The sequence below is a fragment of the Streptomyces sp. SID12501 genome, assembly GCF_010550245.1.
Classification (GTDB): Bacteria; Actinomycetota; Actinomycetes; order Streptomycetales; family Streptomycetaceae; genus Streptomyces.
In genome coordinates, this window is the sequence record NZ_JAAGLU010000032.1 from 1 (window position 1) to 15,425 (window position 15,425).

Annotated in this window: 8 protein-coding genes; 3 read left to right on the top strand and 5 right to left on the bottom strand. The window is 71.4% G+C overall.

Annotated elements, in window-relative coordinates; all coding sequences use genetic code 11:
- Window positions 1-659: 659 nt before the first annotated feature.
- Window positions 660-1,208, bottom strand: a complete 549-nt coding sequence (locus tag G3I71_RS32445) for a MarR family winged helix-turn-helix transcriptional regulator (protein WP_164320241.1) — start codon at window positions 1,206-1,208, stop codon at window positions 660-662.
- A gap of 147 nt (window positions 1,209-1,355) precedes the next feature.
- Between G3I71_RS32445 and G3I71_RS32450 the strand changes: the two genes are divergently transcribed.
- Window positions 1,356-2,636: an MFS transporter gene (locus G3I71_RS32450; protein WP_164320431.1), complete on the top strand. Its 1,281-nt coding sequence runs from the start codon at window positions 1,356-1,358 to the stop codon at window positions 2,634-2,636.
- Here G3I71_RS32450 and G3I71_RS32455 read toward each other — a convergent pair.
- Window positions 2,629-4,335, bottom strand: coding sequence for a SpoIIE family protein phosphatase (locus G3I71_RS32455; RefSeq protein WP_164320243.1), 1,707 nt, complete (start codon window positions 4,333-4,335; stop codon window positions 2,629-2,631). The two genes, G3I71_RS32450 and G3I71_RS32455, sit on opposite strands and share 8 nt — an antisense overlap.
- A gap of 235 nt (window positions 4,336-4,570) precedes the next feature.
- On the bottom strand, window positions 4,571-5,944 hold the full coding sequence (locus G3I71_RS32460) for an NAD(P)/FAD-dependent oxidoreductase (RefSeq protein WP_164320245.1): 1,374 nt from the start codon (window positions 5,942-5,944) through the stop codon (window positions 4,571-4,573).
- Window positions 5,945-6,323: 379 nt separating this feature from the next.
- Here G3I71_RS32460 and G3I71_RS32465 point away from each other — a divergent pair, with 379 nt between their 5' ends.
- Entirely contained in the window at window positions 6,324-7,154 is an 831-nt protein-coding gene (locus tag G3I71_RS32465; RefSeq protein ID WP_164320246.1) for a TetR/AcrR family transcriptional regulator, read from the top strand.
- 240 nt (window positions 7,155-7,394) lie between these two features.
- The gene (locus G3I71_RS32470) at window positions 7,395-9,431 is read left to right on the top strand and encodes a sigma-70 family RNA polymerase sigma factor (protein WP_164320248.1); all 2,037 of its coding nucleotides are present in this window, start codon (window positions 7,395-7,397) and stop codon (window positions 9,429-9,431) included.
- 46 nt (window positions 9,432-9,477) lie between these two features.
- Here G3I71_RS32470 and G3I71_RS32475 read toward each other — a convergent pair whose 3' ends face one another.
- Both G3I71_RS32475 and G3I71_RS32480 read right to left on the bottom strand, forming a co-directional pair.
- On the bottom strand, window positions 9,478-12,786 hold the full coding sequence (locus G3I71_RS32475; protein ID WP_164320249.1) for a BTAD domain-containing putative transcriptional regulator: 3,309 nt from the start codon (window positions 12,784-12,786) through the stop codon (window positions 9,478-9,480).
- Window positions 12,787-12,880: 94 nt separating this feature from the next.
- Complete coding sequence (locus tag G3I71_RS32480; RefSeq protein ID WP_164320250.1) at window positions 12,881-15,073, bottom strand: asparagine synthase-related protein; 2,193 nt, start codon at window positions 15,071-15,073, stop codon at window positions 12,881-12,883.
- Window positions 15,074-15,425 lie beyond the last annotated feature (352 nt).

Below are 15,425 nucleotides of genomic sequence, written 5' to 3' on the forward strand. Positions count from 1 at the left end.
GTGAATGTCAACCCGTAATCGGGTCACACCACGAGAGCGGAACAGTCAAGCGGAATAAGCCCGACCGTTCACAGCGTCCTCGCTGTGTTTACTACTTCAAAGGAACCACAACCCACAGACAAAGCCCGTGAGCCGGGGTATCAACAAACTTGGCGTTGATTTTTGGCACGCTGTTGAGTTCTCAAGGAACGGACGCTTCCTTCGTACTCACCCTCTCGGGCTTTCCTCCGGGCTTTCCCTTCGGTCTTGCGTTTCCGACTCTACCAGACCGTTTCCGTATCCGATTTCCTCGGTGCTTTCCAGGTTTCCACTTTCGCGTTTCCCTTTCCGGCGAGTCCGACTCTACCAGACCGTTTCGGGCCTGATTCCCAGTCAGTGGGGCTTGCCTTCCCGGCTGTTGGGCCGTTCCGACGTCTCAAACCCTAGCGGATCGTCTCGGCGATTCCCAATCGGGCCGCTGAGCTCCATCGAGCCCCATTCGAATTGAATTCGGGCACACCGAAATCAACCCGGCTGGGAGATCGTGCTGATGGTTTGGGTTGCCGCTACTGCGGCGGAGGTGCTGCCGCAGAACTGTTACGGCCCCGTGGCAACCCGGAGAACTTTACGGATCGGGCAGGAGGATGTCAAGCACCCTCTGGCCACCCCTGTCAAGATCTTTAGTCGAGGTCGCTGAGTCGCCCGCCGGCGTCCGGCTGGGCGTGCTCCACGCGGCGCAGGAGACGGGTGAGGACGTCGCCGAGCCTGCCGCGTTCGTCCTGTGAGAGGTCCTGGAGGAGGTCTTCCTCGAAGACGGTGGCCAGGCGCATCGCCTCCAGCCACTTCTCGCGGCCCTCGTACGTCAGTTCCACGATCACGCGGACCCGGTTGGACTCGTCGCGCTCCCTGGTGACCAGTCCCTCCGTCACCATCCGGTCGATCCGGTGGGTCATCGCGGCCGGCGTCAGGCCCAGCCGCTTCGCCAGGTCGCTCGGGCCCATGCGGTACGGGGCGCCGGCGAGCACCAGTGCCTTGAGGACCTCCCACTCGGCGTTACTGATGCCGAGCGTGGCGGTCTGGCGTCCGTACGCGACGTTCATACGGCGGTTCAGCCGGCCCAGGGCCGCGACGATCTTCTCGACCTGAGGGTCGAGATCCCTGAACTCGCGCTGGTAGGCGGCGATCTGCTCATCGAGCGTCGGCTCACCGACGGCGGGGGTGTCACCCATGTGTGCAGTGTCCCATGCGGGCGCTTGGTGTCGAAGTCCTTCGAGGTGTACTGTTCAATTCTTAACTTTAGCTTCGAAGTCTTCACTCCTAACTCTTTCAGTAGGCGTACGACTTCGCGATCAAGGTAGGTGAAAGTGACCAGGGCGATGGGCGCAGCGATGCGCCGGATCCATGTGGGCAACGCACTCAGCGCGTTCGGGCTCGGCTTCACCGTCCCCTATCTGTACGTCTATGTGGCGCAGGTGCGGGGACTGGGAGCCATGACGGCGGGTCTCGTACTCACCGTCTTCGCTGTGGCGGCGCTGATCGTGCTGCCGTTCGCCGGGCGAGCCATCGTCCGGCGCGGCCCGCTGCCGGTGCTGCTCGTCGCCCTGGTCACCGCCGCTGTCGGCGCGCTGGGCCTCGGGCTCGCCGCCAACGCGACCGCCGTACTCCTTGCCGCCGTGGCCCTGGGGGCCGGGCAGGCCGTGATGCAGCCGGCGCTCGCGACGATGATCGTGGACTTCTCGTCGGCGGAGACTCGGTCGCGAGCCTTCGCCACCCAGTTCTTTCTGCAGAACCTCGGGCTCGGCGTCGGTGGGCTCATCGGTGGGCACCTCGTGGACACGACCCAGGTCGGCTCGTTCACCCTGCTGTTCGCCATCGAGGCGGCGATGTTCCTGCTGCTCGCCGTGATCATGGCGACCGTACGGATGCCTCGTTCGTCGAGGATCGACGGTGCTCCTGCTCAGGCCAGGGGCAGCTGGAAGCAGTTGCTCGGGAACCGGGCGATGGTGCAGCTGTGCGTGCTGGGGTTTGTTCTTTTCTTCGCCTGTTATGGGCAGTTCGAGTCTGGGCTGAGTGCGTACGGGGTCGAGGCGGCCGGGATTTCGACGTCCACGCTCGGGTCCGCACTGGCGGCGAACACCGCGGTGATCGTGGTCGCGCAGTTCGCGGTGCTGCGGTTCGTCGAGCGGCAGAAGCGGTCACGGGTGATCGCGGCCGTGGGGATCCTCTGGGCCGTCGCGTGGGGCGTGGCCGGGTATGCGGGGCTCGGGCACGGCAGCCAGGCCATGGCGACCGCCGCGTTCGTGTCGACGTACGCGCTGTTCGGGCTCGGGGAGGCGATGTTGTCGCCGACCGTCGCGCCGCTGGTGGCCGATCTGGCGCCGGACGGGATGGCGGGGCAGTACAACTCGGCGTTCGCCCTGGTGAAGCAGCTCGCGCTGGCTGTCGGCCCGGCGGTGGGCGGGCCGCTCGGGGCTTCGCTGCACGGGCCGTACATCGTGATGTTCCTGCTGTTCTCGCTGGGGATCAGCGTCCTCGCCGTGAGGCTGGGGCGGCAGCTGACCCCCGTTCAGAATCAGCCGTCTCTGGCGCGGCGGAGTCGGGTTGTCGCGCAGGGCGGGGCTCCGGTGGAGTCCGGGTCCGTGGTGCCGGCTACGTAGTACGGGGTGAGTTCGGCAGCACGAACTCGCACCACACCGCCTTGCCGCCGCCCGGTGTCCGGCGGGAGCCCCAGCTCGTGGCGATCGTCGCGACGATGGCGATGCCCCGGCCCGATTCGTCGCCGGGTTCCGCGGTGCGGCGCAGGGGGAGATGGTCGTCGCCGTCCGTCACCTCGACGATGAGGCGGCGGTCGGTGCGGCGCAGGCGCAGGCGCATCGGGGGTGTGCCGTGCTGGAGGGAGTTCGCGACCAGTTCGCTGGCCGCCAGGACGCCCACGTCGTGCAGTTCGGTGGGGAAGCGCCAGCTCGTCAGGACGCCCGAGGCGAACGCACGCGCGCGTGGGGCCGCTTCGATGCCGCCCAGGAGTTCCAGGGCCGCGTTGCGGAACAGGTCGCTGTCGGGGCCGGTGCGGGCCGGGTGCTGGAGGACCAGGACCGCCACGTCGTCGTCGTGGTCCGCAGTGACGCCCGCTGAGCGGACCAGGCGGTCGCAGACGACCTGGGGGCTGCCCGTGGCGCCCGACAGGGCGCGTTCCAGGGCGGCGATGCCCTCGTCGAGGTCCTCGTTGCGGCGTTCCACCAGGCCGTCGGTGTAGAGGACCGCCGTGGAGCCCGGGGTCAGCGGGATCGAGCCCGAGGCGTGCATCCAGCCGCCGGTGCCCAGGGGCGGGCCCGTGGGTTCGTCGGCGCGCTGGACGACCCCGCTCTCGTCGCGGACGAGGATCGGGAGGTGGCCCGCGGAGGCGTACACCAGCTTGCCCTCGTTCGGGTCGTGGACGGCGTACACGCAGGTGGCGATCTGGTTGGCGTCGATCTCCATCGCGAGGCCGTCGAGGAGCTGGAGGACCTCGTGCGGGGGGAGGTCCAGGCGGGCGTAAGCGCGGACCGCCGTACGGAGCTGGCCCATGACCGCTGCCGCGCGCACTCCTCTCCCCATGACGTCGCCGATGACGAGGGCCGTGCGGCCTCCGCCGAGGGTGATGACGTCGTACCAGTCGCCGCCCACGGCCGCTTCCGTGCCGCCCGGATGGTAGGTGGCGGCGACGCGGAGGTCGTCCGGTTCCTCCAGTTCCTGGGGGAGGAGGGAGCGCTGGAGGGTCACCGCGGTTTCGCGCTGGCTGCGTTCGCTGGCGCGCAGGCGTTCGGCGGCCTCGGCGTGGTCGGTGACGTCGGCGGCGAAGATGAGGACACCGCCACTGCCTTCGGGAGTGGCGGTCGCCTCGACCGGGGTGCACGTGATCGTGTACGAGCGTCCGCTGTGCGCCTTGCGGGACTTCAGCGTGCGGGGCTTGGAGCTGCGCAGGACCTGGTCCAGGAGGGGCAGCAGACCCAGTTCGTCGAACTCGGGGGCCGCGTCCCGCGCGGGGACGCCCTCCGCGCGTACGCCGAAGGCCGCCGTGTAGGCGTCGTTGGCGTACGCGATGCGGTGGTCCGGGCCGTGGACGATGGCGACCAGAGCCGGGATGCGGTCGAGGATCTTGCGGGTGGGCAGGTCGTCGACCGCGGGGAGGCAGGGCGCCCCGTCGGCGAGCTGCTCGGCGCGGGCGGCGGGTACGGAGCCGGGGCCGGGGCCGGAGCCTGGGCCGGTGCCCTCGCCGAGTCGGTCCGGCAGCCGGTCCGGAGTGATCGTGTGATCGGTCCGCGCTGCGGCGCGGCGCTGTGTTCCGGGGAGTCGGGCGCTCCAGCGCGTGAAGTTCACGAAACCTTGCCTCGTGTTTGTCGGCACAGGCCGGCAGCGGGTCGGCCGGAGGTACAGGGGGCGTTCCCCGGGAGATACAGCACTTACGGAAAGCCTCGCGGGTAGAGACGGGTGGAGAAGGGGCGGGAAGGGAGGTGCGGCAAGGGTGTGGAGAACCAGTCTGGCAGGGTGGCCGACGTGGCCGACATCCTTCAGACGCCGGCCGCGTCGGTGGAGTTCCTGGATCCGGTCAGGACTACCCCTTCGGGTCCTGATTCAGGTTCTGAGGAGGCTTCCCACCGGCCGCGAGTTCGAACTCCGCGCGGGGATGTTCGAGTGAACCGAGGGAAACGATCTCCCGCTTGAAGAGTCCCGACAGAACCCACTCGGCGAGCACCCGGGCCTTGCGGTTGAAGGTGGGCACCCGGCTCAGGTGGTAGACGCGGTGCATGAACCAGGCGGGGTAGCCCTTCAGCTTGCGCCCGTAGACGTGTGCGACGCCCTTGTGGAGTCCCAGGGAGGCTACTGAACCGACGTATTTGTGGGAGTACGTTTCGAGCGGTTCGCCGCGCAGGGAGTGGGCGATGTTGTCGCCGAGGACCTTGGCCTGGCGGACCGCGTGCTGGGCGTTGGGGGCGGTCTCCTTGCCGGGTTCCGCGGCCGTGACGTCGGGGACGGCCGCGGCGTCTCCCGCCGCCCACGCGTGCGTGGTGCCCTCGATCCGCAGCTCGGCGGTGCACTTGAGGCGCCCGCGTTCGTTCAGCGGGAGGTCGGTGGCCGCGAGAAGGGGGTGGGGTTTGACTCCGGCGGTCCACACGACCGTACGGGTGGGGAAGCGGGCGCCGTCGCTGAGGACGGCGATCCGGTCCGCGCAGGAGTCGAGGCGGGTCTCCAGGCGTACGTCGATGTTGCGGCGGCGCAGCTGCGTGACCGTGTACTTGCCCATCTCCTCGCCGACCTCGGGCAGGATGCGGCCCGAGGCCTCGACGAGGATCCACTTCATGTCCTCGGCCTTGACGTTGTGGTAGTACCGCGCGGCGTAGCGGGCCATGTCCTCCAGCTCACCGAGCGCCTCGACACCGGCGTAGCCGCCGCCCACGAAGACGTAGGTCAGGGCCGCGTCGCGGATCGCGGGGTCGCGGGTGGAGGAGGCGATGTCCATCTGTTCGATGACGTGGTTGCGCAGGCCGATGGCCTCCTCGACCGTCTTGAAGCCGATGGCGTGTTCGGCGAGGCCGGGGATCGGCAGGGTGCGCGAGACGGAGCCGGGGGCGAGGACGAGTTCGTCGTACGTCAGTTGCTGGGCGCCCGTTCCCTCTTCCGCGGAGGCGAGGGTGGTGACGGTCGCGGTGCGCTTGGCGTGGTCGATCGCCGTGACCTCGCCGACGACGATCCTGCATCGGTCGAGGACCCGGCGCAGCGGTACGACGACATGGCGAGGCGAGATGGAGCCCGCGGCCGCCTCCGGGAGGAACGGTTGATAGGTCATGTACGGGTCGGGAGTGACGACGGTGATGTCGACCTGGCCCCGTTTCAGCTCCTGCTGGAGCTTCCGCTGGAGGCGCAGGGCCGTGTACATACCGACGTAGCCGCCGCCGACAACGAGAATGCGCGCACGTTCCTTCACCATCCCATGACGCACCCACCGCTCGCGTTTGTCCACAGGCCCGGCAATTTGTGTGACCTTCGGGCAGCGGGCAACAACGTTGCCCCCATCGTCGGCGTGCAGGGCACAACCCCAGGTCAGCGAGTGTGAGCCGGGTGACAGGAGGGGGCGCAACCGGGACGTAAGCGGCGCATACTCCGATCGGGCGGCCCCCTGTGCGGAACGCGCCCCTTCTGAATTGACCGTCGCTCAACTATGTTCGTAGGTCGACGGGGTGTAGGGGGATGCGCTCTTTCGGGTCCGCTCCGCGACGGGTGGACCCGTGTTCAGTGCTTGTTCCGCACGCTCCGGCTGCCAATGGCGGGGAGTCTCCGGGGGGAGACGTCATTACCGGGGGAACATTATGCACATTCAGGATTCTCGTTGGTCATCCGCGTCCGCCATCGCACCAGGCGGACCGGTCAGCGCGGCGGCAGGCAACGGACGCGGCGAGGGATCGCGTACGGCGCCACTGCGCGTGGACGCACAGCGCAATCTGGAACACGTACTGCGCGCGGCACGTGAGGTCTTCGGCGAGCTGGGATACGGCGCGCCGATGGAGGACGTGGCACGACGCGCGCGGGTCGGTGTCGGCACGGTGTACCGGCGCTTCCCGAGCAAGGACGTCCTGGTCCGGCGGATAGCCGAGGAGGAGACCTCCCGACTGACCGACCAGGCTCGTGCGGCGCTCGGCCAGGAGGACGAGCCGTGGTCGGCGCTGTCGCGCTTCCTGCGGACGTCGGTGGCCTCGGGCGCCGGGCGGCTGCTGCCGCCGCAGATACTGCGGGTCGGCGTCGCCGACGACGACAGTTCCGTCGACTCCGGTGGTTCTGGTGTCTCCCGTGGTTCTGGTGACTCCGGTGGCCTCGGTCTCGACGAGGCGCGGGTGCCGCAGCAGCGGGCCCAGCCGGCGGGTGGCGGTCTCGGTCCCGGGGAACTGCGACTGGTGTCCGACGACGCCGCGGCGGCTGCGCTGGCGGACGACGCGGGCGCGGTGGCGCTGCTCGACGTGGTCGGCCGGCTCGTGGACCGGGCGCGCGAGGCGGGTGCGCTGCGGCCGGACGTGTCGGTGTCGGACGTACTGCTGGTGATCGCGACGGCGGCGCCCTCGCTGCCGGACGCCGCGCAGCAGGCTGCGGCCTCTTCACGGCTGCTGGACATCCTGTTGGAGGGGTTGCGGTCGCGGCCTCTGTGATCGAACGAACCCGAATACAACGAACCCGAATATTTCGGGCGGGGCAGCCAACTCCCCTGCGGGGAGCGCCGGTTGAGCATTCCCCGTTCGGGTGAACGCTAGTACCTCGGTGCGGGAAGTCCCCACGGACGAGTGGTTGGTTCGTTCCAGGTGTCCTGAACAAAAGCCAATATGGCACTCTGACCCGGTGTTCGGGACTCGATGTGCAGGCAGCTGTGCAGGCAGCGGGGGCTTTCCGCGATGAGCGTTGACGGGCGGGACGGATCACCGGGTGACGGTGACCCGGAGGCCGGCGGCGGGCTGACCTCACCACAGGTGCCGAACCAGGGCGGGTCAGGCGGAGCTCAGGGCGGCGTTCAGTACCTGGGCGGCTCGGTGGACGGTCCGGAACACCCCGAGAACCCTGAGAACACCGGATACCCCGAGTACCTCGACGACCCGGTGGAAGGCAGCGTCCCGGCACAGCGCGGGGGCAGCCTGCTGCCGCCCCGCGCGGACAGTGTGCTGCCACCGCCCATCGAACTGCCGCCCTCCGACACCGACCTGATCGGGCGGATGCGCTCGGGCGACGACACGGCGTACGAGGAGCTGTACCGGCGTCACGCCGACGCCGTACGCCGGTACGCGCGCACCTGCTGCCGTGACGGTCACACCGCCGACGACCTCACCGCCGAGGTGTTCGCGCGGATGCTCCAGGCGGTGCGCGGCGGCTCCGGCCCCGAGTACGCCGTACGCGCCTATCTGCTCACCAGTGTCCGCCGGGTCGCCGCGAACTGGACGACGTCGGCGAGGCGTGAGCAACTGGTCGACGACTTCGCGGTGTTCGCGGCGCAGGCCGCGCGCGGCTCGGAGATGTCCGCCATGCCCATGATGTCTGCCGACACCGACACTCTGGACCTGGGCGCCGACGTGCGCGCGATGCACGAGGCCGAACAGTCCATGGCCATGCAGGCGTTCCGGTCGCTGCCCGAGCGCTGGCAGGCCGTGTTGTGGCACACCGAGGTCGAGGACGAGTCGCCGAGCGAGGTCGCCACCCTCTTCGGGCTCGACGCCAACGGCACGCGCGTGCTCGCCAGCCGGGCCCGGGAAGGGCTCAAGCAGGCCTACCTCCAGGCCCACGTCAGCACCACCCTCACCACCGACGAGGAGTGCTCCCGCTACGCCGACCGGCTCGGCGCCTACGCCCGCGGCGGGCTGCGCAGCCGGGCCGAACGGGGGCTGCGCAAGCACCTGGAGGAGTGCGCCAAGTGCCGGCTGGCAGCGGGCCAGATCAAGGAGGTCGCGAGCGGCATCCCCGCTGTCGTGCCGATCGCGGTCATCGGCTGGTTCGGCGCCGCCGGGTACGCCAAGGTGGCCGCGCTGGTCGCCGGGGGCGCCGGGGCGGGCGCAGTGGGCGTCGGCGGCGCGGCGGCCGCGGCGAGCGGCTCGTCGTCCGGCGGGGCCGGGGGCGGCGCGGCGGCCTCGGAGGGGCTGGGCGCGCCGCTGAAGGCGGGGATCGCGGCGGGGGTCGTCGCCGTCGGGATCGCGGCGGTGGTGTTCGCGCTGGCCGGCGACCAGGTCCCGAAGAAGCCGGTGGCACAGCCGGCCCCGTCCGTGCCGGTGGTCCGGCCCGCGGCGCCGACGACGACCCCGAGCCCGACGCCGCCCGACGAGGAACCCGAACCGGCACCCCCGGCTGTGGTCCCGGCCCTGGCGCCCACCCCCACGCCGACACCCAGCCCCACCCCGACTCCGTCCCCGACACCCACCCCGAGCCCCACCCCCACTCCGACACCCAGCCCGACCCCGACACCTGCCCCGACTCCCACCCCGACGCCGCCTCCTCCCCCGGCGCCGCCCGCCCCGGCCGACTACCAGTGGAACGAGCTGGAGTACGGCATCACCGGCGACGGCACCAAGCCCGAGATGCGGCTCGGCGAGAGCAGTTGGGTGTGGCAGCGGTGGGGGGTGTCGATCGGGGACAAGCAGTACGAGCACGGGGTGACCGTCCACGGGGAGTCCTCGGTCACCATCGATCTCAACCGCGACTGCGCCTCGTACGACGCCCTGGTCGGCGTCGACGACATGACGATGGGCCTCGGCCAGGTCCGCTTCTCGGTGTTCGCCGACGGGCAGCGCATGTGGCGGTCCGAGCTGATCCAGGGCGGCCAGGGGGCGGTACCCGTCCACGTCGACCTCACCGGGCGCAAGACGATCCGCCTGGTCGTGGAACCTCACTCGGCGTTCGACTCGGTGGCACTCGCGGACTGGGCGGAGTCCAGGTTCATGTGCCGCTGACGGAGGTGATGGGGGTGATGGGGGTGCGTTCGGTCGCGGGTGGTGATTACCGGTGGGCGAGTTCGTCGAGCAGGTCGAGCACGTCGTCCGGGGTGAGTTCCGATCCGGCCGTACGTTCGGACTCGTACCGTTCCGCTCCCAGGGCCCTGCGGGCCGCGGCCTCCGTCTCCTCGGCCCGCGCGCGGTCCGGCATCGGGCGTGGTTGGTCGCCCCGCCAGTTGTCGGAGGCGGCGAGCAGACGGGCCGCGTGGGGCAGGTCGCCGAGCTCGGCCAGCAGTCTCGCCGCGCTGTCCGCGAGCGCCGCCGTGATCACCTCGGCGCAGCGCTGGGCCACGGCCTCTCGCAGGGTGACGGTCAGCTTCGCCACTCCCTCCTCGGGCCCGCGTTCCTCGGCCGTGATCAGGGCGTCCATCGCGTTCAGCCCCGCCATGAACTGCGGCGGCGGTGTGCCGTGCGCGATCTCCACGCGGGACTGGTCGCACAGGGCACGCGCGCGAGCGACCTCCCGCTCGTCCAGCGCGATCTGCGCCCTCAGCAGCAGGACGAACGCCCGGGAGTCCGCGACCCCGTAACGCTCGGCCGCCGCGCCCGCCTCGTCCAGGGCGGTCAGCGCGCCGGCACGGTCGCCCTCGCGGTAGGTGATCTCGGCGAGCCGCGCGATGAGGAACGGTGCTTCGGCATGGGCGCCCACCTCATGCGCGAGCCGCAGCGCCTCCGCGTACTCCCGCTTGGCCTCCTCGAAGCCGCCGCGCGACATGGCGGCCTCCCCGGCCGCGCTGCACACCTGGGCGCGCACCCAGCGGTCGCCGACGCGCCGGCTGAGCACGCGCAGTTCCGCGAGGTCGTCGTCGACGCGCGGGCCGCGCAGGCCGCCCGCCGAGTCGACGACCAGATGCGTACGGAACATCAGGGTCACGGCGACCTCCCAGTCGCCGCCGTGGATACGGCAGTTGGCGATCACCGAGTCCAGGGCGGCCGCGGCGGTCGCCGCGGGGTTGTTCGCCGTGTCGCCGGGGCCGTCCACTCCGTCGGGGCCGTCGGGGCCGTCGACGCCCAGCCGGTTGGACAGAAAGGTGAACGGCCAGGCGATGCCCGGCAGCCGGGCCGCTTCCGGGCCGCCGCGCTCGAAATAGGCGCGGGCCTCGACGAGTTGGCGGTGCCAGAGCTCGTCGTGGGGGACGGTGGCCGGGTCGGCGTCCACGGTCAGGAAGATGTGGAGCATGCGGAGGTTCATGCGCCGGGCATTCACCTTCGCCCATTCGTCCGTCTCGCTCGACAGGGTCGATCGGGCCGGCCCTGTGCTCAGCTTCAGGACCCGGGTCAGCCATTCCACGCTCTCCCGGCGGTAGTTGCGCAGCCACCAGAACCAGCCCATCGCGAGGACCAGGGCAGTGGCCTCCTCCTCGTCGCCCTCCTTGATCGTGCGGTCGAGGGCCGCCCGGATGTTGTCCAGCTCTGTCTCCAGGCGGGCGATCCAGGGGAGTTGCTCGGCGGAGCGGAGCAACGGTTCGGCCTTCTCCACCAGCGCTCGGACCCACGCACGGTGCCGTAGCTCGACGGCGGCACGCGGCCCGGGAGCCTCCGCGGCGCGCTCGGTGGCGTACTCGTGGATGGTCTCCAGCATGCGGTAGCGCATACCGGCTGTGCCGTCGTCGGCGCGTTCGTGCGGGGTCGCGACTATCAGGGACTTGTCGACGAGCGCCCCCACCAGGTCGGCCACCGGACCGGTGCACACCGCCTCCGCGGCGGTGAGGTCCCAGCCGCCCGCGAACACGGAGACCTCGCGCAGCACCGTCCGCTCCCGCTCGTCGAGCAGGTCCCAGGACCAGTCGACGACTGCGCGCAGGGTCTGCTGGCGGGGCAGCGCCGTGCGGTTTCCGGAGGTGAGGAGGCGGAAACGGTCGTCGAGGCGGTCGGCGATCTGCCGCGGGGTGAGCAGCCGCAGGCGGGCGGCGGCCAGCTCGATGGCGAGGGGCAGTCCGTCGAGCCGACGGCAGATCTCCTCCACCGCCGCGGTGTCGCGGAGGGCGGTGTCCGCATCGGGGTGTACGGCCGCCGCGCGCTCCTCGAAGAGGCGGCGGGCCGGGTCGGGGAGGAGGGGCTCGACCGGGCGCACCGACTCGCCCGGGACGCCCAGGGGTTCACGGCTGGTGGCGAGGATGGTGAGCCCGGGGCAGTGCGTGAGCAGGGTTTCGGCGAGTTCGGCCGCCGCGTCGATGACGTGTTCGCAGTTGTCGAGGAGCAGGAGTTGGCTGCGCGGGGCGCAGTACTCGATGAGCAGGGCGAGCGGGTCGTCCTGCGGGGTCGTGAGTTCGGTGGTCCTGAGCACGGTCTCGCGCAGACCGAGCGCACTGACCACCGCGCCGGGTACCGCCTCCGGCCGGTCGAGCGGGGCGAGCTCGACGAGCCACGCCTGGGGGAGGCCTGCGGCGGCCTCCTCGGCGAGACGGGTCTTTCCGGAACCGCCCGGTCCGATGAGGGTGACGAGACGGGTCCTGTGCACATCCGAACGGATGGCTTCGATCTCGGGTTCCCGGCCGACGAAAGAGGTCAGACGGGGCCGGATGTTGCTGGTGATTTTGCTGTGGCTGCTGTTTTTGTTGTCGCTGGTGCTGGTGCTGGTGTTGTTGCGGTGGGGGTGCTGTGTCAGTAATTCCTTGTGCAGCGTTCGTAGTTCCGGGCCCGGGTCCGTGCCCAGGCCGTCGGCCAGGGTTCGGCGTGCCGTCTCGTACGCGGCCAGGGCGTCCGCGCTGCGGCCCGTGTCGCGCAGGGCGCGGATGAGGAGGGCGTGCAGCGGCTCGTCGTACGGGTGGGCCTCCGTCAGTTCCCGCAACTCCGGTACGGCGTCGTGGGCGCGGCCGAGTCTCAGGTCCGCCTCCACGCGCGCGCGTGTCGCCTCGCGGCGCAGGGCCTCCGGGCGGGTCGCGGCGGTGCGGTCGGGGAGGTCGGCCAGGGCGGGGCCGCGCCACAGGGCGAGGGCCTCGGAGAGGATGCGGGCGGCGGTCGCGGGGTCGGCGCGGTCCAGGGCCGCCCTGCCCTGTCGTACGAGGTGTTCGAAGACGTGCAGGTCGATGTGGTCCTGGGGTGCCACCAGGCGGTAGCCGCCGGGGTCCGAGGTGATGGTGTCCTTGCCGAGGGTGCGGCGCAGGCGGCCGATGAGGGCCTGCAGGGCTGCGAGGGCGTCCTTGGGCGGGGTGTCCGCCCAGATCTCGGCGATCAGGGTTTCGGGGTTGGTGGTGCGGTTGGGGCGGAGGGCCAGGGCGGTGAGGAGGGCGCGGAGGCGGGGGCCGCCGATGGGTATGGCGGTGCCGTGGTCGTCCTCGGCCTGGGTGACGCCCAGGATTCTGTACCGCACCGGCCTATTCTCGCCCCCGCCGCCCTTACCCGTCCCTGGGGGCTGCCGCCAAACGGGCAGGTGGGTGGGAAACGCGAGGCCCCGTGAGGCAACCTCACCCCCGGTGTGCCCCCGCCCCCGCTCCCAACGCGCCCCGCTGGGGGGTGATTCCCGACGGTACGGCTCGTTGGCGGGCCGGGGTTCCGGTCCAGCAGGTGCCTCGGCGGGAGAGGAGGCGGCGTAGCCATACCTCCAGGGAGACCAGGTCCGCCAGGCCGTCCAGGGGGAGGGGTTCGCCCTCCGCGGCGCCTCGCAGGGCCTTGCGGACCACTCTCGCCTCCACCAGGCCCGCCTCCGCGAGCAGTGGCGTGTCGAACAGGGCCATCAGGGAGTCCACGGACACGCGCAGGCCCGTCCGTGACGCCGCGGTCGCCGACGCGTGGGACGGTGCGCCCCAGCCGGGGGGCAGGTCCGGAACCCCGGCGCCTTCCAGGACCGTACGGAGGATGGATGCCCGGGCTCCGGGCTGGACGCGCAGAGCCTCAGGGAGGGCTCGGCAGGCTCGTACCACCTGGTTGTCCAGGAAGGGCGTGTGCAGGCGCTGGAAGCGGATCTCGACGGCCTGCTCCAGGACGCGTACGTCCGCCGCCTGGCGGGTCAGTGCCGCCCGCGCGCGGAAGTCGCCGGGGCGTTGGCCGGGGCCTACGCCGGCGCCCGCGCGGTCCGTCGCCCAGTTCAGGCGAACCGATACTTCAGCGAGGGCCTCGCCGGTCAGCCAGCGCGCGGCCGGGCCGGGTCTGGCCCAGGTGAGCGCGGCGAGTGAGGCACCCACCGCGCCGCCGGGCTCGTCGAACTGGCGCTGCATCAGGCGGTCGGCGAGGTTCTGGATACCGGCCCGGTAGGGCGTACGGGAGAGCTTGCGGGCGGCGCCGTACACGCGCGCGGGGACCATCACCGAGCCGTCGGCCTTCGCGAGCGCGGCCACCGGGCGGACCAGGTGGCGTCGTTTGCGGTCCATCAGGAGGTCGGCCAGGCGGGCGGGGTGGGCGTCCAGTACCTGTCGGGCGCCGTAGCCGGCGAAGTGGTCGGCGCTGCCCGAGGCCAGCCGGGCCCGGTGTCTGGCCGCCGTGACCAGGGACGGGCCCGGTTCGTCGGTCAGCGGGCCCTCCAGGTCGGCGTACGGGAGGACGTCCTCGCCGCCCGCCACGACCACGTGATGCAGGCGCGGGTTCGCCGCCAGGTTGCCCGCCCGCTCCAGTTCCGCCTCGCGCCCGCCGACCACCAGGTCGTTGAACGTCACCGCCACGAGCCGCTCCCCCGCGCCCGTGCCGTGCCCCAGCAGCGTCCCCGGCCTGCCCGGCAGGCCCGCCGCCAGGAGCGCGAGTGTCCCCGAGGCCGGGCCGCCGGACAGATCGGCTCCTATCCCCGGTACGGGCGTTCCGCGCGCGGCACGCCGTTCCGCGGGGCCCATGCCGGGCACGGGCCCGGGATCCATGGCGGACTCGGGCACATGGCGAGGAGCGGAGAGCCGGACGCGTACCGCCTCCACCAGGGCGTCCCGTACGCCGTCCACCGCGCGGTCGGGGTCCACCGAGGCCGCCGCGACCGCGAGGGAGGCGACCGGTTCGTACCCGGCGATCTCCCGTGCCCCGGCGCGCAGGATCAGCGCATGCCCGGGCGGAATGCGGCGTACGCCGTCGTAAGGGGTCGAGTCGTGCAGCGCGGCCGGTACGTCCGGGGCCGCGAGGAGGGCGGCGAGGTGGCCGAAGTCGAGGTTGGCCTCGATGAGGTCGGCGAGCGGGAGGGCCGCCGTCGCGTAGGCGGTGCCGCCCGCCCAGGGGGTGTAGAACACCGGGCGCGCGCCCGCCAGGTCGCCGCTGACCATGAGCCGGCGCCCCACCTGGACGATCGCCGTGTAGCTGCCGGGCCAGGCCGTCAGATGGCGAAGTGCCCCTCCGCGGGCGGCGAACAGCGCGACCCGCAGCTGCTCGTCGGTGGCTCCGCAGGTGCCCAGGACCGCGATGCGGGTCTGTTCGTCGGCCCGCACGACGCGCACCTCGTCGGGGCGCCAGTCGCCGACCGCCCAGAGCGGATCGGGGTCCCCCCAGAGGAGTTGGGAGCCGACCGGGTGCACCGTCTCGCCGTCGTAGCCGGTCGCCCCCGCCGCGTATCCGGCTCCGGACCCAGCACCGGACCCGGCACCGGACCCGGTTCCGACTCCTGCGCTGCCGGCCGCGTAACCGCCGTTCCCTGTCCCGTACTTGGCGGCCACAGCTGCGGTGCTGCTCCATCCCACCAACCACCGCATCGACGCCTCCACAGGCTGTGGACAACCAGTGCACCGTACGAACTCGGCACCATGCTGCCATGAAGGACGCGCCTCGGAGGGACGGCAGAGCCGCTTGTGCTCCCCGAAGTGCGCCCCTGCGAACTCCTGTGCACCCCCTGGAACATGCCCGCCCGAGCCCGAACGCACGCGCGGATCAAGGGATTTCGAGGTTCTGGGCACGAGACTTCGGCGTTCGGATCAGGGGATCGCCGGACCCGGGAGGAAAGTTCACAACCCGTCGAGCAGGGAGTTCACGGCGCGACCGCGCCACGCCTGCGACCTGAATGCGCCCCCGTTACGCTCCCCCAAGACGCCCCACGCGCCCTCAATT